The 22228-nt window shown below is 60.8% G+C and carries 16 protein-coding genes and 1 pseudogene; all 17 read right to left on the bottom strand.

The window, feature by feature from the left end; genetic code table 11:
* Nucleotides 1-60 precede the first annotated feature (60 nt).
* On the bottom strand, nt 61-1527 hold the full coding sequence (gene recJ, locus ACYCTF_RS01685; RefSeq protein ID WP_461284504.1) for a single-stranded-DNA-specific exonuclease RecJ: 1467 nt from the start codon (nt 1525-1527) through the stop codon (nt 61-63).
* 395 nt (nt 1528-1922) lie between these two features.
* A pseudogene (locus ACYCTF_RS01690) lies at nt 1923-2486 on the bottom strand (DUF4396 domain-containing protein).
* A gap of 793 nt (nt 2487-3279) precedes the next feature.
* Nucleotides 3280-6402 carry an efflux RND transporter permease subunit gene (locus ACYCTF_RS01695; protein WP_461284448.1) on the bottom strand — a complete coding sequence of 1041 codons (3123 nt, stop codon included), beginning with the start codon at nt 6400-6402 and terminating at the stop codon, nt 3280-3282.
* Nucleotides 6402-7301, bottom strand: coding sequence for an efflux RND transporter periplasmic adaptor subunit (locus ACYCTF_RS01700; RefSeq protein ID WP_461284449.1), 900 nt, complete (start codon nt 7299-7301; stop codon nt 6402-6404). The genes ACYCTF_RS01695 and ACYCTF_RS01700 overlap by 1 nt, the downstream gene beginning before the upstream one ends.
* Nucleotides 7301-8563: a TolC family protein gene (locus ACYCTF_RS01705; RefSeq protein ID WP_461284450.1), complete on the bottom strand. Its 1263-nt coding sequence runs from the start codon at nt 8561-8563 to the stop codon at nt 7301-7303. The genes ACYCTF_RS01700 and ACYCTF_RS01705 overlap by 1 nt, the downstream gene beginning before the upstream one ends.
* Before the next feature lie 49 nt (nt 8564-8612).
* Nucleotides 8613-8972: a hypothetical protein gene (locus tag ACYCTF_RS01710; RefSeq protein WP_461284451.1), complete on the bottom strand. Its 360-nt coding sequence runs from the start codon at nt 8970-8972 to the stop codon at nt 8613-8615.
* A gap of 92 nt (nt 8973-9064) precedes the next feature.
* Complete coding sequence (locus ACYCTF_RS01715; RefSeq protein ID WP_461284452.1) at nt 9065-9265, bottom strand: glycoside hydrolase family protein; 201 nt, start codon at nt 9263-9265, stop codon at nt 9065-9067.
* A 327-nt stretch (nt 9266-9592) separates the two neighbouring features.
* Nucleotides 9593-11359, bottom strand: coding sequence for a single-stranded-DNA-specific exonuclease RecJ (locus ACYCTF_RS01720; protein WP_461284453.1), 1767 nt, complete (start codon nt 11357-11359; stop codon nt 9593-9595).
* Entirely contained in the window at nt 11359-11832 is a 474-nt protein-coding gene (locus ACYCTF_RS01725) for a hypothetical protein (RefSeq protein ID WP_461284454.1), read from the bottom strand. Before ACYCTF_RS01725 ends, ACYCTF_RS01720 begins: the two co-directional genes overlap by 1 nt.
* Nucleotides 11819-13975 (bottom strand): integrase, encoded by a 2157-nt coding sequence (locus ACYCTF_RS01730; RefSeq protein WP_461284455.1) that lies wholly within the window; start codon nt 13973-13975, stop codon nt 11819-11821. Before ACYCTF_RS01730 ends, ACYCTF_RS01725 begins: the two co-directional genes overlap by 14 nt.
* Before the next feature lie 4 nt (nt 13976-13979).
* Nucleotides 13980-15959, bottom strand: a complete 1980-nt coding sequence (locus tag ACYCTF_RS01735; RefSeq protein ID WP_461284456.1) for a site-specific integrase — start codon at nt 15957-15959, stop codon at nt 13980-13982.
* 4 nt (nt 15960-15963) lie between these two features.
* On the bottom strand, nt 15964-17196 hold the full coding sequence (locus tag ACYCTF_RS01740; RefSeq protein ID WP_461284457.1) for a tyrosine-type recombinase/integrase: 1233 nt from the start codon (nt 17194-17196) through the stop codon (nt 15964-15966).
* Between the two features lie 167 nt (nt 17197-17363).
* Nucleotides 17364-17585, bottom strand: coding sequence for a hypothetical protein (locus ACYCTF_RS01745; protein ID WP_461284458.1), 222 nt, complete (start codon nt 17583-17585; stop codon nt 17364-17366).
* The gene (locus ACYCTF_RS01750) at nt 17582-18574 is read right to left on the bottom strand and encodes a hypothetical protein (protein ID WP_461284459.1); all 993 of its coding nucleotides are present in this window, start codon (nt 18572-18574) and stop codon (nt 17582-17584) included. Before ACYCTF_RS01750 ends, ACYCTF_RS01745 begins: the two co-directional genes overlap by 4 nt.
* Before the next feature lie 60 nt (nt 18575-18634).
* Complete coding sequence (gene thrC / locus ACYCTF_RS01755) at nt 18635-19705, bottom strand: threonine synthase (RefSeq protein WP_461284460.1); 1071 nt, start codon at nt 19703-19705, stop codon at nt 18635-18637.
* A gap of 14 nt (nt 19706-19719) precedes the next feature.
* Nucleotides 19720-21030, bottom strand: a complete 1311-nt coding sequence (locus ACYCTF_RS01760; protein WP_461284461.1) for a homoserine dehydrogenase — start codon at nt 21028-21030, stop codon at nt 19720-19722.
* Nucleotides 21027-22226, bottom strand: coding sequence for an alanine transaminase (gene alaC / locus ACYCTF_RS01765; protein ID WP_461284462.1), 1200 nt, complete (start codon nt 22224-22226; stop codon nt 21027-21029). Before alaC ends, ACYCTF_RS01760 begins: the two co-directional genes overlap by 4 nt.
* Nucleotides 22227-22228: the final 2 nt, after the last annotated feature.

Genomic DNA, 22228 nt, shown 5'->3' on the forward strand with positions numbered 1-22228 from the left:
CTGCGTGCCGCCCGCCAGCGGTCAAGACGAGCCCGAATACTGGTGTCGAGTGTAACGCACTTAAGGCCCCGGCGACACGGCGGACCATTCCGCAACATATAGGCAGAGGGTCTCGCGGCCGCCGAAGTCGTCCACCCCGAGGTGGTAGCGCACGGCAATGGAACTGCCGATAGGCGGTGCCTGCTTGCAACGGAATGCCACGGCCTTCAGGGGTTCGTCACGACCGTCCATGGCGAGCCGTAGGCGCAGATGCGCCTCCTTCACCACCGCCGCCTCCACCACCCCAAAAAACCCCTCGAAGAGCGGTTCGGGGAAACCATTGCCCCACGGGCCCCCGGTGCGGATTGCCGATGCCAGCGCCAGCGTCAATTCCTCCACCTGCAATACGCCATCGCCGCGCGCGTCGACGAACGGGCCGCGCCCTATGCGCCGCTCGACCTCGTCTGCGAACGCCGCGGTAAAGCGCGGATAATCGTCTTCGGCGACCGTAAGGCCGGCGGCCGCGGCGTGGCCACCGAACTGGCGGATCAGACCCGCATGGCGTTCGCCGATGGCCGCCAGCGTATCGCGCAGGTTGAGCGTCGGCACACTGCGGCCGGAGCCCCGCAGAGAACCGTCATCGGCGGGCGCGAATACGATCGCTGGCCGTTTGTAGGCGTCTTTCAGGCGCCCGGCGAGAATCCCGACGACGCCCGGGTGCCAGTGCGGTTCCATGAGACAAATCCCGGCACTCAAGGTGTCGGCCTCGACTGCCACCGCCAGATGCGCGCTGGCCTCGGCCTGCATCTGCGCCTCGCGCTCGCGCCGTTCGCGGTTCAGGGCATCGAGTTCGCGCGCCAGCGCCAAGGCCTCGGCGCGATCATCCGTGAGCAGGCAGCGCACACCCACACTCATGTCGGCCAGCCGCCCGGCGGCATTCAGCCGCGGCCCGATCTGGAAACCGAGGTCCTGGGCATAGATCCGCCCGGGCCGTCTGCCGCTTACAAGCAGCAAGGCCTCGATACCGGCACAGGCGCGTCCGGCGTTCATGCGCCGCAGCCCCTCGCGCACCAGCACGCGATTATTGGCATCGAGCGGGACGCAATCGGCGATGGTGCCGAGTGCCACGAGGTCCAGGAGATCGGCAAGCGACACATGGTCGGCGGCCAGTCGCCGACGCAGCGCGATCAGGACATAGAGCACCACACCGACCCCGGCCAGGGCCTTGCTCGGAAAGCGATCCGCGGGCTGGTTGGGATTGACGATGGCGACCGCCTCGGGCAGCGTCGGGCCGGGCAGATGGTGGTCGGTGATGATGAGACGCAAACCGCGATCGCGCGCCGCGCGTGCCCCCTCCAGGCTGTTGATGCCGTTGTCGACCGTCAGGATCCACTGCGGCTCCAGGGTTGCGGCGCGCGCCACGATGGCGGCACTCAAACCATAGCCCTCGCGCGCCCGGTCCGGGATCAGATAATGGACATCGCGCGCGCCCAGGCGCCGCAACCCGCGTACCGCAAGGGCGGTTCCGGTGGCGCCATCGGCATCAATATGAACACGATTTGTTCGCTAGTATGTAGTTTTTGTGCTGTATTAACGGGCGCTGCATAGGCAATCACTCTACTATATGTTCATGAACACCTAAAAGGGATATGGCCCAGACTCCAAAACGGTTATGTCCGTAAACTGCTATAAATAGCTGACGAGCTCAGGCGGTTTTTGCCACCGCCTCGATCCGGGTAATTGACGTTATCGAGACGGTATTTAACCGGGAGATCAAGGCAGTGGCAGATTATGAGGTTAACGTAGGTCGCGATGTGTGTTGCCACGGCCGCTGAATGAGCCAGAAGGTCTGGCGAGGCTCGTGGGGGGCGGTCTTGAATCAGGCCGTGCAATGGCCACGCATCAGGCTCTTTGCCAACACCACCCGCTTGCCGCTGATGTTCTTACATCGCATGCTTGATGCCCTTTCGGACAAGCCACCAGTTGGCCGGGTAGGCTGTGATAAAGCTTACCACCATGCCGATCTGCATCATAAACTAGAATATAGGGTTGTAGGGTTGCGGCGCGTGAATAAATATGACCTTTTGTACGACCGCCATCCAGCTAAACAGCCTCATTTCGAACGCGATCAGTGACAGGGTGTCGGTCTTGATGGCGCGGATCAAAGCCCTTTTCCGGTTTGTCTCGCCCATCTCGCGTATGGGCAGATACTGAAAAATGATGCCAAGTGCATAGGCCAACGCGAAATCCAGTAGGTAGGAGGTGAAAAGCGAGGATCCTGCAATAACGGTTCGTGTCAGGAATATGAAGGTGTCAGAAATGATATCGCCCAGCGTACAGCCGCCGCCACAATGTGTCACCGATAAAAAGACACCTTGCCAGAAGGGCTTGCGGGAATGTTCGTGTGATTCCTGCCGTTCCCAGGTTTTTGTCGCCCGACCAAATTTCCAGTAGGCCCACCAGGCAATCGGCCCCATGTAAAGCCCTGTCACGTCCATGATCGTCATACGCTGTCTGCGACCGCTAAAATGTCGACCAGGATAGCGACCGCTGCGATTAGTCCTGACGCGACTGAAAGCCACGCGCAAGCAACAAGCCAAAGTGGTCGAGCGTCAGGCATAAAGCCCCTTCCGCGTAGAAGGCTCGCGTCTAAAAGCCAGAAGACCGACTGAGTCTATAGCGAGCTTGCGTCTCCGCAATGCTACGAATGCGCTGAGACTTACGTCAAGGGGCGTTGGGTTGCCTCTGAAGAGACGTCGGGTGCAGGAAGCTCAGGACGAAGTTCGTTGTATAGTGCGCACCATATCAGCTGTGCTGTATTGAAGTGAAATCAGGGAAGTGAGGCGTACGAGATTGGTTTATGGACCTAGCGCGGGAGCTAGCCGGTCCAAAAAATAGAGCTGATCGAGCAGGCTCGACATTCTCAGCATCCTCAATAATCGGTGCTTAAAATGGGGATCAGTAAAGACTGACGTTGCGACACAGAAGGCATGAATAATGTTTCAAGACGGCATAACGTCGGCGCCCCGGTTGCGGAAACCTTCCCAACAGGGGCTTGCTGACCGTCGGCTCCGGCGGCGGCACCTTGACCCTAGTCGGCGAACGGGGGGGCGCGGGTTGCCCGACTCGGATCGCTCATGGTGGGAGTTGTGTTTTTGATTTCGCCGCTCACAAGTAGAGTAGGCAGGGGTTTCCCATTGACCAAAGGCTCGCGGCGCGATCCGTCTGTAGGGGTGCGCATCGCCCCGGTGTCCCTCCCATCCGGGCGCCAAGCCATTTTGACCTTGATAGGTTTGCGCGTCATTGCTCGGCGCCCCGCATGCGAGTCTGGTCACGCCGGCGCAGGGCGCGGTAGACGCTCGGAATGACGACCAGATTGAGCACAGTAGAGGTCACGAGGCCGCCGAGTACGACAAAGGCCAGCGGACGCTCGAGTTCCTTGCCGACCGGTGATCCCCAGAGGAGTGGCAACAAGGCCAGGGCTGGCGTGATCGAAGTCATCAGAATGGGTATGAGGCGGTCGAGAGTACCCTCCCGCACCACCTCGTCGACCGACCGGCCGTTGGTCTCGAGGTGCTTGTAGTGGCTTATGAGGATGATCCCGTTACGCGCGGTGATGCCAAAGAGCGCGATGAATCCGATAACCGCGGCGGTGCTCAAAGTGGATCCCGTCAGAAGGAGGGCCGCTACCCCCCCGACCATGGCCAGCGGCAGGTTGACGAGCACGAGCAAGGCGTCGCGCAGCGAACCGAAGGCCTTCTGGAGGAGTAGCGCGGAGACGATGATCGCGAGCAGACCGAGGCGCCATAGCGTCGTGTTGGCCCGCTGCTGACTGCGGAAGGTACCGCCGTAGCGCACGAAGTAGGCGCGCGGCAAGGAAACCGTCGCCATGCGGGCCTTGACCTTACGGACGACCGTAGAGAGCGCCCTGCCTGTCACGTCGAAAGTGAGCAGTAGGACGCGATGCCCATGCGCCCGGCGGATTTCGAAGGGGACCGGCCGTACCCGGATCGAGGCGAGTTCCGCGAGCGGCACGACAGCGTGTGCGCCGAGTGCTGGGGCGCGCACCGGGAGGTTGCGCAGGGCGCGTGCCGAACGCCGGGCGCCGTGGGCGACCCTCAGGGTGATCGCAAACCGCCGTGGGCCGTGAAGGACGTGACCCATCGAGGTATCGTTCAGGTAAAGGTTGACGTCGTGCAGTAGCCGCCCCGCTGAGACGCCGTAATGCGCATCGCGCCCGCGCTGGGGCGTGATGACGATCTGGGGGACGCGGATCTGCTGCTCTAGATGCAGGTCGACGACCCCCGGAATGGGCGTGATCACCCGGCTTGCGGCCTTGCCGATGCTATAAAGGCGACGCAGGTGCGGCCCGTAGATCTTGACAGCCACGTCCGCTGGCACACCCGATTCCACGTCGTCGATGCGATGGGCGATAAATTCGCCGAGGTTGAAGGCGACCCCTGGGATCGTCGCAAGGCGGCTGCGGATCTCGCCCAGCAGAACGTGCGGCGATTGCGGACCGCGGTGAAAATCGATGCGCAGGTCGAATTCGGAGTTGTTTGGAGTATTTGCGCCGGGCGTGAGTGTGCCAGCGCCGGCACGCTGGTCGACAGATACCACTTGGGGCAAGTTGGCCAAGTCGCGGCGCACGACCGCCCCCAGGCGCATCGATTCACGCCATGGAGTCCCTGGGAGTGCGGTCATGACCAGAATGTAATTGCCTTCGTGGAATGGTGGGAGGAACGAGCGCCCGAGTCGCGCAAAACCGATGCCCGCCATGACCACGGCCACAAGGGTAAGGCCTACGATGATCCGTGTTCGCGGCAGGACTCCTTCGAGGAGCCGCAGGTAATGGCGTTTGAGGAAGCGGACGAGGCCCGTTTCCCGCTCGCTGCCCGCCGGCCTCTTGCCGACGCCCGTGAAGAGCAGCGAACAGAGGGCTGGGACCAGGGTTACCGACACGACGAGCGAGGCGAGCATGGTGGCCAAATAAGCTATGCCCAGCGGTGAAAAGATGCGTCCGGGGATGCCGTGCATGAAGAAGACCGGCAGAAAGACCAGAATTACGATCGCGGTGGCGTAGACGATCGAATTCAGCACCTCGTGTATCGCACTCAGGATGAGGCCGTCGGTTCCCCCCGATTGCGATTGCTCGGGGGCCAGGCGCATGCGGTGGACGATGTTTTCCACGGTGATGATCCCGTTATCGACCACCTCCCCTATGGCCACGGCGAGGCCTCCGAGCGTCATCGCGTTTACACCGGCATGAAAGAAGTAGAGGATCAGAGCGCCGAGCGCGAACGAGGCCGGCAGGGCCACGAAGGTCGCCAGCGAGGCTCGCCAGTTCGCCAGGAACACGAACAGTACAAGGATGACGATGAGCGCCCCCTGCCACAAGGCCGTCCACAAGTTGTGGATGGCGGTGTGGATGAATGTCGACTGCCGGAAGATATGGGTGTCGAGGGTGACGCCCGGCGGGAGCGCGCGCCGCGCCGCGCGCAGGGTATGTAGCACGTGGCGAGTGGTCGTGATGGTGCCGGCGCCATAGGCCTTGTAGACGGTCCCCACCACCGCCGGTGCCTGACCCAAGGCCGCGGCGCCCAGGCGTATGGCGTGCCAGCGACGGATCCGAGCGACCTGGGCTAGGGTTATGGGCAGGCCGTCGCGCATCGCTACTAGGGTGTGTCGCAGGCGCGAAAGCGCATCGCTCTCATGAAGCCGACCCGCCGCCGACACGATCAATTCCTGGCCCGGTGTCTCCACCATGCCGCCGGGAAGGTCGCGGCTCACCCCGCGCACGGCGCGCGCCACCTCGCCCACGCTGACTCGGTAGGCCTGCATGGCGGTAGGATTGAGCGCGATCTGGTATTGCGTGACTGACCCGCCGATGTCTGCCACGTCAGCGACACCGTCCACCGACAATAGCCGCGGGCGGATCACCCAGTCCGCTAAAGTCCGCAGCTCCTGGGTCGGCAGAACCGCGCTTGTGAGCGAGTACTTGACGAGCCATCCGATGGCCGATGTGAGCGGAAAGATCTCCGGCCCATGTATTCCTGCGGGCAATCGTGATTGCAGAGTTTGGAGTCGTTCGGCGATCAGCTGGCGGTCATGGTAGATGTTGGTGCCGGCGTGAAAAACTACTGTGACAAGCGATACGCCAAGCGTGGTCTTTGAGCGGACCACACGTATGCCTATCGTGCCACTGACCGCGGTCTCGATTGGATAGGTGACAAGCGTTTCCATGTCGCGCGGCGCCATGCCCGGCAATGTGGTGCCTATGACCACCCGCGGCGTAGCGAAAGCTGGGAAAACGTTTATTGGCATGCTGCGCCATGCAAGCAGGGCCGCACCGACGAGAATGATAAAGCTCCCGATGACAAGCGCGCGGCTGCGTAGCGATAACGTGATCAGAAAATTGAACATCAGCTGTCCGCCTTGAGTTTGCCGCCGGTGAGCCACAACGTATAGAGCTCGGCGTTGCCTTGCATGACGACGCGCACGCCGACTTTAAGTCCCGAGGTCCCGCAATAGCCGTGTTCGCATATACCCGCTCCTATGGGCGTGTAGTGAAAGCGGCCAGGGCCCGCCGCGACGAACACCGCGCGTCGGCCGTTCACATCCACAATGGCGGTTCTCGGTACCGCAACGGTCTTGGTGGTCCCGACCGTTATGCGGGCGCGGGCAAAGAGCGCGGGTTTCAAGGTCGCTGGCGTAGACGCAAATGAGAGCCATATTGTCTGCGCGCCGCGCCGCCGATCGATGCGTGGAGCCATCATGACGATGCGCCCGCGCAATTTCGCAGAGACCCCAAGCGCACGGACGCTCGCCTTCTGTCCGAGGTGGATAGATGCGATGTCCTCCTGATAGACATAGGCCTTGAGCCAGAGCCGGTGGGGCTTGATCAGGCGATAGAGGGGCGTGCCTGGGACCACGCCCTCACCTAGGATTGCGGGCCTCATGTCCACGAGCCCGCTCATAGGTGCATGGACCAGAACGCTTGCGGGCGGGTTTCCGACGAGAAGTGATTGCACGCGGGCAAGTGGTGCGCCCCGATGCACATAGTCCCCTACGGTGGCGTAGAGCGCGGTCACTCGACCTTGAATCCGTGGGGTCACCACCGCTTCGGCACCGGGAGGTAATGTGAATGTGCCATAAAACGTTCGATAGGCGTGAAGTGTACGCAAGCTTGCCGTGGCAAGCCTAAGTCTGAGAGCGCGCACGTTCGCGGGTGTCAAGTGAACGATAGGAGAACGGTGAGCAAAGGCTGGAACGCTCGTAAGGGCAAGCGCCAGGATGGCGATCATACTGATTGGGGTCTTCATTACGGTGTCTCCTTGGGGCCGCCCAGGCTAATGCGCAGGACCGTACGAGCGTCCGATACCTCGGCACGCGTCTTAAGCCACGCCGTTGTGAGGGTGAGTTGGTCTGTGAATACCGCAAGGGCGCTTGCAGTATGGACCTGACCCAGCCTCAAGCCTTGCAGGGCCAGCGCCGCCGCATGCCGCGCTTGCTCGCGCAGACGCGCGAGCCGTTGTTCGCGTGTCTGCAGACGTTGAAGCGCGAAGAGGTTGCGGGCGACCGTGCGGCGGATACGCCAGCGCAACGCCCGCAGGCGCGCCTGCGCCTGAACGACCTGCGCCGCCGCTGCGGATCGGTTGCCCTGGTTGCGGTTCCAGAACGGCAAGGGCAGCGAGGCGCTCAATTCAAGGGATCGATCGATGGGTTGCGGAGGCACACCTTGCAGGACCTGCCGATCGAGCCCCACGCCAGCGCCTACGGTCATCCATCCGAGTCGCCGCGCGCGTTGATAGCGGTGCACGGATTGCCGGTAGTGGCGATCGATCTCGGCCAACCGCAGATCCGGACGATGGGCTAGGGCCGTGGCCATGGCATCGGCCGCCGTCGGTGGGCGCCAGCGCGAAGGCCCGGGAACGGACCAGGGCTTTTGTGGTTGATAGCCGATGAGAGCCCTGAGCTCGGCCTTGGCTTCGTGGCGCCGCGTGCACCAGTTCGCTCGTAACAATCGGGCCTGGGCGCTGAGAAGTTGTACTCCGCTTGCTCCGATCGGCGAAATCTGCGCGGCACCAGACAGCGCTGTGACAATGCGCATCAACTTGTTCTCAGTCGTGATCAAGTGTGTGACCTGGGTGACCGCGCGTGCAGCGCTTTGCCAGCGTGCGTAAGCGCGCGCCACGCGCCCGCGGACCTGCCAGACGCGGGTTTGAAGGCGGGCGTAGGCCTCGCGCACACCCAGTTGCCCAACGGCCGCGTGACGGGCGATGCGCGAAGTTAATGGGATGGCTTGAGTCAGCAGGACGCTGGTGTTGAATTCCCCGGGGCTGCCCAGCCCATTGCCAGTGCCCCCGGAGACGTTCAATCGCGGATTAGGCCACAAACGATCTTGCCTGGCTAAGCCGCGAGCGATCGCGACATCCTGACGGGCGGCCGCGAGAGACCTGTTGTGTTGCGTGGCGAGGCGCTCTGCTGTCGCGAGACTCAGGGCCTGAGCCGTGATGGGGGCTAGGCTTAGTGCCGAACTCAAAGCGAGCGCTGCCGCGCGCGCCAAAGAAAAAGGGATGCGCATAATACCTTCTCATGGGACTCATGGTGCGCCGGACTTCGGCGCCGGGAATCTACAAGATGAAGGCGAGGGAGGGGGGAGCGTTGGGTTGCGCGGGCCTGTGCCGGCGTCGCTGCAAGAGCGGGACCGTAGTCGTGACAGTCCTTGAAAAGCTGACCAGAATCATGTCGATCGCGAGGAATACCGCAAGGACCATAGGCAGGGGCGCCGGCGTGCCGACAATTTTACTGACGGTCTGCGGCCCTATGGCGTTGTGGACCACAGCGCAGGCCTTGCCGTCATGAGACCGGTGATGACCCTGCGGCGCCATGCACGCCCAGAGCGCAACTAGCCAGAAGACCAGGATCAAGGGAGTTATGACATTTTTGAGCGTGCGGACTCTCACGCTCCAGATGATCGCAGGCTGGCGCATCGTCTGTCAAGGGTCACGGTTCCGTCCGATTAGATCGAGTTAGTGGGGATTTGCTCCGATTCAACCCGGACTCTGGGTGAACGGCTTCACGTCTATGAATCGCGCCGAGGTGATTGGATGTCGCGAATCGGTCGGCCAAAAAGAATGGTGATTTCGGTCTCCCGCCGCGCTACCAGCCCTGGCAGCACCTTTCCGCCACCATAGGCCCATTGACGCAGTTCGTGTGCAGTGTTCGCAGTCCCGCTGGTTGATCCGCCGTCGCGGTGTCGCCGTCTGCAGCCGCCCAGCGCCAAGGTCTGAACGTGAAACCCATGAGGGTGGCAAGTTGCACCTCGGTCTCGATGGTCTTCGCGAAGCGGTAGCGCGGCGTCGTGTTTATTGATCAGTCGGACCGCAAGCCTTGGCGCGCTCCCGATACCAACGCTAAAACTCCATCACCATCAGCGTCGCTACGCCGCGTCCTCAGCCAGTTCGTGGCAGGTGACCAGGTTGACTTGCCGTCCGCCGGAAGCAGGTATAGGGTTGTGATGACCTCATCAGTTCGGATGGCAAACGAACTTAGTAGCCAAGCTTGAATCGGCAAATCCAATAAAATGAATCGCTGAGCCATCAACACACTCCTATGGGACGACCGCCGCATGCCGGACGCGCAATTGTAGGCGCGTCTCGTCTCGGAAGGTGTTGGCGTCCAGTTCAAAAGCTACTCGGACCGCCTGCCCCATTTCCACTGGACATACGCCGTCGTGAACCGCACCAAACCAGATGGCGTCAAATCGATCCGGCCCGATGCCCATCAATATCTTCAAGTGGGTTCCGTCGCCGACCGGACGGACACTGAGGATACGGCCTTCGGCACGAAAGACAGGCCACTCCCATTGCCGGCCGAAGGGCTCTAAGGTGGCCAGTTCTCTAAACAGCTCCAAGCTTGGGCGCTGGTCGAGTTCGCCATCGGTGAGTATGCGGGGTCCCGGAGTCCACGCCGCCAGAGCGCGGGCCGCGGTCCCATCGAAGGCGGCCGTAAAGCGATTAAGCCCCTCGCGTTTCAACGTGACCCCGCCGGCGCCTGCATGACCGCCCCACGTGACAAAGTCGCCAGGATGTAATTCGGCTATTTCGGCGAGCGCATTTCGTATGTGGAATCCGGGGACAGTGCGCAGTGAGGCGGTGATATGACCGCTCCCCTGCTTAGGCGAGAAATAGGCGGTGGGACGCCCATAGGCCTCCACCAACCGCGCAGCACATACCCCATGTACCCCTGGATGTCCTTCCGGATCGAACACGGTGATTGCCGTGCACCCGGCCACCACCTGTTGTTCAACCAATGGAAGGACCCGGCGTAACATTTGAGATTGGACCTGCTTGCGTTCGCTGTTGTGCCCCACCAGCATCTGCGCCAAGCGTATCGCTTCCTTCTCGTCATCGCACATCAACAGGTCGACGGCTCCAAGTGCGCAATCAAGCCGGCCCCGAGCATTGATGATTGGCCCAAAGGTGAACCCCAATGTCGCCGCCGTAATGGGGCCAGAGCAACGAGAGACCGTGTACAAGGCGCGCCACGCAGGGCGCGCCTCAGGCGCATTCATTAGCGCGAGGCCACGTGTCAGCACCGCACGGTTATTCGGCGACCGGGCCAGATCGACACAATCCGCTACCGTTCCCAGGGCGACCAAGTCGAGGAGGTGGCCAAGTCGCGGCGCGTCGGCCGGAAGGTACCCGCAGTCAATGAGTCGTTGTCGTACGGCGCAGCAGAGCAGCCAAGCCACATGAACGCCCGCGACGTAGGGGTCGGCGAATGTCGAATCCGTGCGGACCGGATTGACGCAGGCGATAGCTGCATGCGGCGGTCCCTGCTCCGGAACTCCATGGTGGTCTGTCACTATCGTCATAAAACCATGATCGCGCAGCTTCTCAATGCGGACATGGTCCGAGCTTCCCTGATCAGCCGTAATCACGAGCGCAGGACGAGGCGCCGAGTCCAAAATACGCTGGGTTACACTTTCTGAAACACCGTACCCTTCCCGCAGTCGATGGCCAATATAGCTGTGGATTCTGTGTTCTGGCACACCGAAGTAGTCCCGCAACGCGAACTTCAGCACCGAATGCCCCGAAGCACCATCGCAGTCGAAATCCGACAGCAGAATCACCGGCAACCCATCCTTTATCGCGCGCGCAACGGCCTCAGCTGCGACACCGATGTCAGGCAGGCGGTCCGGCGAATCGAGCGCACTCAGCGGCGGGCGGACAAGCAACCCCACCCTTCCTGCATCCTCGTCACCCAATCTCCCCGCGATGATTCGCGACTGAAGACGCGTATAGCCCGCAGCCATCGCCTCACGAAGGGTATCTTGGGACAATGGTCTGTCGATAATCCGCACGGGTTCTGGCATCACTCGCCATCCTGGTTGATCAGATGCAACTTGTCGCCCTTCTGTAACAGCTTCTCCCGCCGTTGCGCTTCCTTTCGCCACCGTTCCGCCTCACGCTCAGCTCGTTGACGGGCCAGAAAATGGGCTGCCTGACCACTCAGAGCAGCGCTGAGCTTGCCCTTCAGGTCCGCCACGTCTTCCCTGAGGCGGGAGATCACTTCGCTCGCGGTCCTTGGCGCGGCAACCACACCAGGATGCATCAACTCGAGGACCTTCGCCCTTTGTTGCTGATATTGACACTTTGCGTGCGCGATCAGAGTTCGTGAGTGTTTTGCCTCCTTGGCAACCGTCGAGAAATTGATTGCCAGGCGCCCTTCCGCCGCAAGGCGCTTCAATAGCGGATCCGTTGGCCTGTTCTTCTCGAGACGCTCAATGGCCTCCTCAAAATCCCTTTCGATGACCGCCCTCGGCGGCCGTCTTTTAGTGCTCGACATCGGCAATCTCCCGTTCCACGCACAGGTCCAACGGGGCGGTATTGATCCCCAAGCGCTCAAGGAGCTTTTTTGCGACTGCGGCCCGCATCGCTGCTACACGAAACATGCCGCCCTGTCCTCGCGCCTCGGCTTGCCTATGCGCGGCGGCATTGGTGATATACCGTTCCTGCCAGAACCCGACGTGACGCAAGTCCAGAATGAAGCAATCGCAACCCGCACAGAGTGACGGCTCCCGCGTGGTGAAGTTGGGGAAGGGCACGCCAATTGGACGCGTCCCCGCAGCCTTATGGCAGCCCATGGCCCCAGGGTCCATTGGGAAGCAATTACCGTGCGGGGCAAACCACATGTGCAAGCTGTTATCACGGACAAAGCGCATGACGCGCCGCCAGCCAACTTCCATATCCACACCTTCGACCAGCTTACGCACCTCATCGATCCCCTCTTCGAGCTGGGCGCCCATCTTTCCGGCGACCTTTGTCCGGCCGGTCACCATTTCGTACATCTGCATGGCCGTGAGTTGCGCTGCCATGGCATTGATCGGCTCGATTTGGATGCGATTGCGCCCCCAATAACCCCCTTCCGTGATAGCCATCGCTACATGATGGTATTGGCGCTGAACCGCCGGCAGCAGACGCGGATCGATGGACAACGCGAACTGGGCATAGGTCTTGCGAAACTGGTGCGGCCGGATGATACGGCCCTTCGATTCACGCCAGGGAATGAGGTCATTCCGGGTAATCCGGTGTGCGGATTCGTCCGGCAGGTCGGACAGATCCACCCACCGCTGAATAAAATTCTTGATGAAGCGGTTCAGCCGAGGAGTATTGAAGAGACTGATTTGCGTTTCATTGACGGCAAGATCCACTCCACTCTTAGTAGTAATCAATAGTCGATCTGTTTTGGCAAGTTTCCGTTCATGCGCGAACAGTCTGTCAAGGACCTGCATGGCACGGACCGGAAGGGGAATTTCGTCGCTACTCTTCGGCCGCATTCCGAGCAACCAATCTACATCCCGTGGAACCTCTTCTTCCTTGGTCAACTCCGATCGAAGCACGAATGCTTCATTGAGCCCCGATGCTGTCTCGACGATACGGACCCCACGTGGAAGACCAGTGTCTGGACAGGTACCTGCACGCAAAGCACATATCTCACTTGCGCGCATTCCAGTCGAGGATTGGATCGTAATGCATGCGGCGCCTGCAACAGTGGCGACCAATTGTCGCACGCGCCGCGATGCGTACGATTCGCGACCGCTTTTAGCCTGACAGCTCGTTAAGGGCTCGTGCCATGACGCAGACTCACCGTCGATGATGGAAAACGCATAGTCACTTAAGGCCGCGTCCATGCGTTTTCGGCGGGCCTGGTGAAGCCGCCATAGCTTTTCGTTGGGGGTTTCGATTGGACGATAGACCTTCTCAATTTTTTCACGTAGCCGCAAAACATCTTCCGCAGGCGCCCCTAGAAACCAAGCTGCCTTGTTCATCAGTGGAATGGCGACCTCATCGGGCAAAGGCCGGATCCAACCCCGCGCCTCGGTGATGATCCGCTTCGCAATCGAGTTGGCACCCTTCTCGTCCAGCCAAGGTCGTTCCGGCATCGGCGAGATCCCCGCCTCTCCCAGTGCTAGACGCTGCCGCCAGAGCAAATCGATGATCTTCAAGGGCATATAAGCTGCCCCTTCCCTAATAACCTCTTCGTCATCAACTTCTACAGCGACAATTGATGGTAGATCATCAATGAACGCGGCCACGAATTCCTTGTTTACATCTTTTGGCCACATCTGCCCGCGTTCAACCATCCATGGCACGACAACTCGAAGCCCTTGTGTCAGCATACCGCCATTCCCGGTTTTATATGCCTTAGCTTTGTCTCGGGGATCCACAAATAGACTCCAGACAAATCGCCGTAGCCATCCAAGCAATTGAGAATGTTCTGGGTCGAGGAGGTTACGCCCATCAGGCAACTTCATATCCCAAGTCACTTTCGATGCCAAGGGACGCTGGCCAATGCTCGGATTATCCAGCCACCAGAGCGCATCCCTCCACCGACTCCTCGAGGACACCCAAACCTCATCCAATTCACATTCGGGGCGGAGGTGGAAATGAGTGCCGGAATTGACGCGAATGATTTCTGCGGTCAACATATCGTCACTCCACCGTCGGCAAAGTGATATGGAAGCGCATGGCTGCGCTCATGACGTCACCGGGTACATGCTTCAGTAGCGCATCGAGATCAATGAACACGCGGCCATAACGCGCCCGCCAAGCCTCACCACCGATCCGGCCTTGCGCGCCGAAGATCGCCGTACGCAATGACAAGTACAACGCGACAGCTCCAGGGTCATGGATATCGGCGGCCGCCAAAGGGCAAGAGGGGCATCGGCCGTAAGCGGTGCACAACCGATTCTTGCCCTGCATCGGCCATGGCGAATCGTAAGGATCGAAGCAATGAAAGCCGGGCGTGGCGGCGCCACGATCCATGCGCGACGTCAGCCGACGTCGACGCGGATCGATCTTCCCGTCCGATCTGAACCATCGCTCCATGAAAAGCATGGCTTTTCCTAACGACTCCGCCTCCCGCCACCGCGTTCCGTCACTGACGTAATGCGTATCCGTGGTCCGAGCATTTTGGTGCCCGAGAACCTGACTCGACACCAAGATGCCCTCGCGAAGGGCAATCTCGTCGCCGATCGTGGCCCTAATCTGACTAAGCGTAAACAGCGGGAGACTATGATCCTTGCAGAACTCCATGAGGCCGCGACTCCAGGACGCATCGCTTCTGTTTATTCCCCTGTCGTTACCACCGAATCCCCGGCCAGCAGGATTCGTCCCTTGAAGCCGGCTGAAAAGGAACAACCTGTCCTTCAATGGATCAGGGACGGTCGCACGGACCAACTTCGTTAAACGCCTAAGAAGATCTAACATCGGCTGAATGCGAGCCGCCGAAATCGGGACCATGGGATCTTCGTTTGCTCGCCACTTAGTTCCACCCAATCGCACGACGGGCTGCCTGAGAAGCTCTCCAGAGTCGACATCTGACCACTCCAACTCATACAATGTCGTCGGATTCAAAGCAGATTCAATGGCCAGAAAAACCACGAGCGGCACGAGATCACGGGCATTTGGATAGAGGACCGCCTTAAGCGTCCAAATCCTATGCGCTTTCCTATCATTTGGGTTAACATAGTGATAACAATCTGGATTACTTTCTTTTATCACACCTAGCGGTGGGAGCCCTTCAGGATACTTTTGAGCGATGTAGGCGGCGCATGTACCCAGATCGGAAAGATCGCCATTTGTAGCGAGCCTTTCGCGCCCCTCCTGCAACAACCTTTCTGACCTCTCTATCTTTGCATGAAGGGCCTCAATATCCTTGGTTACCGCATTATCGATTGCTCGCAACGCTTCAAACGACAATCTTTCTCGTGCTGTGGTTCGCTGTTCCACGTTGTCCCAAGTGATGCTCGGCCTTGCATCAAAGGCCACTCGCGCCAAGCGACTGAATTCTGGAACAGACTTCAGTGCATCGAGCATGACCACCAATGCCCCGAAAGTCGTCGCCCTAGTTTTCGGATGAATTGGCCCGCCGTTCCTCCGATCAGTCTTCGTATCAAGCCATTGCTTGAACTGGTTCCATACGGGACGATCAATCTCTTCGAGACCAATATGTAACAGCTCCCTTTCCTTCAAGAAGGCTACAAATCCAGTCTGCAGCTCGGATCTGCGCCCCAGCAGTGTCTTCTGGCGCTTACCGACTCCGTAGACTCGGAAGCCCTCGGCCAGCGGCTTGGCTAGGCGCGGGGCCAGGCCCAGAAACGAAAGGTCCAAAACGTAGGGCTCACGATCCGGACCCGGAAACTCAATCCGGATATCATGAAGGTCCTTGCTGAAATATAGCGTGGTTTGTTTCAGACGAGCCGCACCCAGATCTACGATATTGGCGGTCTCTTTTGACCTCCTACGGGCCTGTGCCGCGACGGAAGCAGCCGAGCTTCGCTTACGCTTTATGTCTACGTTTTGCAGAAGAGTGGCATTAAGTTCCGGTGGTTCACCGGATGCGATGGTGACTGACTTTGCCGCCATAGACGCTTTGGCAACTCTGCTTGCAGGAGACCGCTTCTTAGCCATCCCTTTATTCCAATCCGACAAGAGATCTAATGTCCTGCTGGCCACGCGGGCCAAAGAGCTGGACAAATTTCAGATAAGTGCGAATAGTCGTTTCCAGCCGCTCATGACCCAGTTGCGCCTGAATCACCTTCCATGGTTCCGAATTCCCATTGCTCGCTTCAATCCAATAAGTGTAAACGGCATAAGTGTGCCGGAGATCATGCACGCAGTGGTTCGCGACCGAAACCTGCGTCCTTACACCGGAGTCCGGATCGATACGCTGTTTCAAACGCATCAGGCCCGCAGAAATACATGACTCGCTGACTATCGTCTCGAACCGCCGCGGGGTGAAAGGGGATCCTGGATCTGGGGAACGTGCTCCTGCCAGAAATAGGACTTTCGGCATCTTTCTTCCTTTCTTGCGCCCCAGTTCCAGTGCTTGAGCCCGCTCTCCTTTCATGTATTGGAGCGTGTCTGCGATCAACCAGTTCGGAACGGCGACGTTCCGTATCACATTACCCTTGCCAATGACTTCAACGGCTTGCTGCGAGAAGGGCGAGCCCTCATCAACATGAAACACAAGGAATTGATACGGGTTGAGCATCATGATCTCTGAAAGGCGGAGGCCAACTGCCCAACCCCAATCCGCCATAAGTCTATTTCTTGTAGGACGCAGGTCCCCTGCCGCCCTTTCTGCTGCGGAGGGACCAAGCACCGCCAGAAACTTCCTTAATTCTTTGATCTCGAACGGCCGAATAGCATTTTTCTTCGCTCGTCGAGACGGAACCAACCGCGAGGCGTCTGATAGGATGTCAAGCGATGCCTCTGAGGCTAGTCTCGCCTTCAAGACATCGGCGCTGCAGATATCACTGAAGTACGCGTTGTGTCGCCGGGCATAATCATAGAAAGCAATGACCGGCTGCATGTAAGCGATGATCGTCCCGCTACTGTAGACGTCACCCGTCACTGGACTGATAGCCGTGAACAAGCCATCCCGGAAATCAATCAAATCGTCCTGAGATGCAGTTTGCCAATCAATGTTGACTTCCAAACACCAGTTGAACCAGAACGCCAATGCGCTGGCGACATTTTTCCAGGTTCGCGGCGACGACCGGGAACCTGACTGGCAGTATTCGTCGTTAAGAAACGCGGTCGCTTCCTCGAACAGTCGCTGTTCTGGCTCCCAGAACAAACTCGGTTGCCCCACTTTCAGGCCCCCGAAGTCCTGAGTGATGTGAACCACCACGCCACTGTTCATTACTCAAGCTCCAGAGTTCAGCCTAATATAAACATTATATTCCTATAACACACTATTATCAATGATATTATTCTCATTACGTGAACGTATTTTTGCGTCCGTACCATTGATTTAATCCAGGTAAAGAAACGCCCGTTTGAATGAGCAGACCACTTAGTTATGAAGGTTCATATTGCGGCATCATAGTCACCGATGACGAGGATGCGTTCACCCCGCGCTATGGCCTCTGCCAAGGCACCGGTGGCCGGCTCGAGTCCGCTCAAGGTATCGGGCGCGGCAAGCGCCGCAAGCCCGCGGGTCTCCGCGGCGCGATCTCCGACCCCGCGGGCCGCATAGAGACGATCGAGGACCGCCTCTACGATGGCCGTCGGCGCCGATCGCGCGGTCATCGACGCCTCCACCCGGCGAACGCGCGCCACCAGCCCGGCTCCAGGACATGACACGGTCCGCGGTCGCCGATCAACGACAATCGTGCCAGCCGCCGGGCGCGCACAGCGGCGGCAAGCGGTTGCCACCAGGCAGTGACAAAGGCCTCCAGGAATGACGACCACGCGTCGGTATCCCCATACTGCACAGCACCCTGCGCCCCGCGTAATACGATCAAGGTCGCGCCTGCGTAATCGAGATCCGGGACCCCTGCCGGCAGTCCCGCCACCATAGCCCCGGTGGCCTGCGCCATGCCGCTCACGAGGGCATCGTCGGTGAACACGCGCCCAAAGGCCAAAGCGGCGCGCACGGACGCCGCGGCACGCCCCGGACCCCACAGCCAGATGCTATTGGCCTCGCCGCGTGCCGCCTCACCCCCATGGCCGGCGCTCAGGGCCTCATGCAATACCATCTGTGCCTCGTTCAAACGGGTCCGCCAATAGCGCGCGTGGCCTTCGGGCAGGTAATCATGGATATTGCGGCCGGCGACCTCGGCCATGGCGGTGGTATGCAAGGGCTCGGGGTCCGGCAGGCTCAGATACCAGCGCGTCGGCGCGAGCGCCTCGATCACCCCGCCGTCGGCGGCAAATACCTCCGCCACGCGCGCACAGAGGCGTTGTGCCTCGTGGGCGTCTAGTGTCAGGGTGTCGTTATCCAAAAGCAGCAAGCGGTCGCCATCCACCGCCAGGTGCACGGGGTCGCAGCGCACCCACCAGCGATCATCGCGCACCCGTCCTTCGCCGAGGCGCGCCAGGGCCGCGAGCCCGGTCGAGGGCGGCAGGTCGAAGAGCGTAAGGGCCCGAGCCGCATAACCTTCGTCACCCCACGCCACGCGCCGGGTGCGCGCCAGGGCCCGCGCAAGCGCCGCGGGTGGGGGCTTCGGCCATCCTGCGCCCCCGTGGAGCCCGGGCACATAGAGCGTGACCGCAGGGGCCGCGGGCGCCGGCGGCACGGTCAAGGCCCCGACAAAACGGCGCGGTGGCGGTCGGTGCGCACGCGCGCGTGATACATCCTAGGACGAACGATCGAGAATCACGGAGCGCACCGCCGCGAGTGTCGGAGGGATGGTCACGAGTTCACTCGCCCCTCCTTGACGGATGGCAACGTCGGGGTCCTTCAGGCCGTGGCCGGTGACCGTGCACACCACGGTCGTGCCCTCCTCGATGCGTCCGGCGCGCAGATCGCGCAGGGCCCCCGCCACCGACACCGCCGAGGCCGGCTCGCAGAATATCCCCTCCTCGCGCGCCATGAGTTTCTGCGTCGCGAGGATCTCGGCATCGTCGATCGCCCCGAACCAGCCGCCCGTGGCCTCGCGCGCCGATTGTGCGAGCGCCCATGATTGTGGATGGCCGATCCGGATGGCGGTGGCCACGGTCTCCGGTTCATCGACCATGCGACCCGCGACGAACGGCGCGGCGCCCGCCGCCTGATAGCCCACGAGTTTTGGGATCGCGCAACGCCCTTCCCGTGCATAGTCCCGGTATCCCAGCCAATGGGCGCTGATGTTGCCGGCATTGCCGACCGGCAGATAATGGTAGTGCGGCGCAAATCCCAGGGCATCGACGACCTCGAAGGCCGCGGTCTTCTGCCCCTGCAGGCGGTAAGGATTCACGGAATTCACCAGCGTGATGGGTGTCTCCTCGGCGATCTCCTTCACAAGCCGCATGCCGGCGTCGAAATTTCCCTGGATCTGCACCACCACCGCGCCATGGATCATGGCCTGACTTAGCTTGCCAAGCGCGATCTTGCCCTCCGGGATCAGAACGAAGGCGCTGATCCCGGCGCGCGCCGCATAGGCCGCGGCCGATGCCGAGGTATTGCCGGTAGAGGCGCAGATCACGGCGCGCGAGCCGACCTCGCAGGCCTTGGTCACGGCAAAACACATGCCACGGTCCTTGAAGGATCCGGTGGGGTTCAGGCCCTCGAACTTCACATACAGGGCCGCGGTCCGTCCCGTGGTGCGCGTCAGTCGATCCAGCCGGATGAGCGGTGTATCGCCTTCGCCCAGGGTAATGATGCGGCTGTCGTCTGCGATCGGAAGCCAGTCACGGTAACGCGCGATGATGCCGGTATAACGACTCATGGGAATTCTTGCTCCTATGCGAATGATTCGACGCGCAGGCGCCGGATCTTGCCGGTGACCGCAGACAATGCCGCAATGCGCGCAATGGCCTCGTCGATCTGGGCTTCGCGTACACCGTGAGTCAGGAGAATGACCGGCACGGTATGGGCGCCAGGCTCGGGCGGCTTTTGCAGGATCGCCTCGATGCTGATGCCAAGATCGGCCAGGATGCGCGTGATGTCGGCAAGCACACCAGGCCGATCCTCGGCCTCGCAACGCAGATAGCAGGCAGTGGTCACATCCGCCATGCCCAATATCGGGCCATCCGACAACGCGTCGGGCTGAAAGGCAAGATGCGGTACGCGCAGCTCGGGATCGGTCGTGAGCGTGCGCACCACATCAATGATGTCGGCGACCACCGCCGATCCCGTCGGTTCGGCGCCGGCCCCCGGGCCGTAGAATAGAGTCGAGCCCACGGCATCGCCGGACACCAGGATGGCATTCATGACCCCGTCGACGTTGGCGATGAGCCGCTTGTGAGGGATCAATACCGGATGAACGCGCAGCTCTATGCCATCTGACACGCGCCGCGCGATCCCGATATGTTTGATGCGATACCCGAGCTCGGCGGCATAGGCGATGTCCGCGGATTCGAGATCGCGTATGCCTTCGATATGCACCTGCGCAAACGCAAGCGGTATACCAAAAGCGATGGCAGCGAGGATGGTGAGCTTATGCGCGGCATCGATTCCGTCGACATCGAAATGCGGATCAGCCTCCGCGTAACCGAGCTCCTGGGCCTGCGCCAGCGCCGTGGCAAATTCGGTGCCATGTTCGCGCATCTCGGTCAGAATATAGTTGCAGGTCCCGTTGATGATGCCGGCGACCCCGCGGATACGGTTGCCGGCGAGCCCTTCGCGGATCGCCTTTATGATCGGGATCCCGCCGGCCACCGCTGCCTCAAAGGCCACCACCACACCCCGTGCGCGCGCAGCCGCGAAGATCTCGTTGCCGGCAGTGGCAATCAAGGCCTTGTTGGCGGTGACGACATGCTTACCCTTGGCAATGGCCGCCAGGATGTAGGAACGGGCCGGCTCGATGCCGCCCATGGTCTCGACCACGACCTCTATGGTTGGGTCGTCCAGGATCATGGCGGCATCCGTGGTGATGAGCCCCTCGGGCACCGCCTGCGCGCGGCGCTTGCCCGGGTCGCGCGTCAGGATCTTCACGATCTCTATGCCGCGCCCGGCACGGCGCGCGATCTCATGGGCGTTGCGCGTCAATACCGCGACCGTGCCGCCGCCCACGACCCCGAACCCCAAAAGGCCGACACGGACCGCCTTCACAACGCTTCCTTCGCCGGCATGCCGGCACGCCGCAAAAGGTCGCGGATGCTGCGCACCGCCTGACGCGTGCGATGCTCGTTCTCGATGAGACCGAAGCGCACATAATCGTCGCCATATTCGCCAAAGCCAATACCGGGCGACACCGCCACCTTGGCCTCGAGCAGGAGCTTTTTCGCGAACTCCAGCGACTTCATCTCCCGGAACGGCTCAGGGATCCTGGCCCATACGAACATCGTCGCCTTGGGTACGTCCACCTCCCAGCCGGCGGCCTTCAGGCCGTCGCACAGGACATCGCGACGGCTCTGGTACCGGTCGCGGATCTCGCCTACACACTCCTGTGGCCCCTCGAGCGCGAGAATCGCGGCGATCTGGATGGGCGTGAACATGCCGTAATCGAGATACGACTTCATACGCGCCAGCGCCGCCACCAGCTCGCGGTTACCGCACATGAAGCCCACCCGCCATCCCGGCATGTCATAGCTCTTTGAAAGCGTGAAGAACTCGACGGCGACCTCCTTGGCCCCAGGTACCTGCAGGATCGATGGGGCCTTGTAGCCGTCGAACACGATATCGGCATAGGCAAGATCGTGGATTACGTATATGCCATGATCCCGCGCCACTGCGATCACTTTCTCGAAGAAGTCGAGATCGACGCATTGCGCGGTGGGGTTGCTGGGAAAGTTCAGGACCAGCATCTTGGGCTTGGGCCAGCAGTTGCGGATCGCGCTTTCGAGCTCGGCGAAGAAATCGCCGCCGGGCACGAGCGGCACGTGCCGGATGTCGGCGCCGGCGATCACAAAGCCATAGGGATGGATCGGGTAGCTCGGGTTGGGCACCAGGATCACATCCCCGGGCCCTGTGGTCGCGAGCGCGAGATGCGCCAGGCCCTCTTTTGAGCCGATGGTCACGATCGCCTCGCGATCCATGTCGAGCGTAACGCCATAACGGGTCTCGTACCAGTGGCAGATCGCGCGCCTCAAACGCGGTATCCCCCGGGATACCGAATACCGGTGCGTATCACCCCGTTGCGCGGCCTCGCACAACTTGTCTACGATGTGCTGGGGCGTGGCGTGATCGGGATTGCCCATCCCGAAGTCGATGATGTCCTCGCCGCGCCGTCTGGCCTCGGCTTTCAGGTCGTTTACAATGTTGAAGACGTACGGCGGTAATCTCTTTATGCGGGGAAACTGATCCATAC

The organism is Acidiferrobacter sp. (assembly GCF_054609335.1).

Excerpts from the sequence above, each read along its gene's own strand:
- ACYCTF_RS01730 (WP_461284455.1), bottom strand. The coding sequence starts at position 13,975 with ATGTTGACCGCAGAAATCATTCGCGTCAATTCCGGCACTCATTTCCAC.
- ACYCTF_RS01725 (WP_461284454.1), bottom strand. The coding sequence starts at position 11,832 with ATGTCGAGCACTAAAAGACGGCCGCCGAGGGCGGTCATCGAAAGGGAT.
- ACYCTF_RS01695 (WP_461284448.1), bottom strand. The coding sequence starts at position 6,402 with ATGTTCAATTTTCTGATCACGTTATCGCTACGCAGCCGCGCGCTTGTC.
- ACYCTF_RS01710 (WP_461284451.1), bottom strand. The coding sequence starts at position 8,972 with ATGCGCCAGCCTGCGATCATCTGGAGCGTGAGAGTCCGCACGCTCAAA.
- ACYCTF_RS01745 (WP_461284458.1), bottom strand. The coding sequence starts at position 17,585 with ATGACCGCGCGATCGGCGCCGACGGCCATCGTAGAGGCGGTCCTCGAT.
- ACYCTF_RS01705 (WP_461284450.1), bottom strand. The coding sequence starts at position 8,563 with ATGCGCATCCCTTTTTCTTTGGCGCGCGCGGCAGCGCTCGCTTTGAGT.
- ACYCTF_RS01740 (WP_461284457.1), bottom strand. The coding sequence starts at position 17,196 with ATGAACAGTGGCGTGGTGGTTCACATCACTCAGGACTTCGGGGGCCTG.
- alaC (WP_461284462.1), bottom strand. The coding sequence starts at position 22,226 with ATGGATCAGTTTCCCCGCATAAAGAGATTACCGCCGTACGTCTTCAAC.
- thrC (WP_461284460.1), bottom strand. The coding sequence starts at position 19,705 with ATGAGTCGTTATACCGGCATCATCGCGCGTTACCGTGACTGGCTTCCG.
- ACYCTF_RS01700 (WP_461284449.1), bottom strand. The coding sequence starts at position 7,301 with ATGAAGACCCCAATCAGTATGATCGCCATCCTGGCGCTTGCCCTTACG.
- ACYCTF_RS01720 (WP_461284453.1), bottom strand. The coding sequence starts at position 11,359 with ATGCCAGAACCCGTGCGGATTATCGACAGACCATTGTCCCAAGATACC.
- ACYCTF_RS01735 (WP_461284456.1), bottom strand. The coding sequence starts at position 15,959 with ATGGCTAAGAAGCGGTCTCCTGCAAGCAGAGTTGCCAAAGCGTCTATG.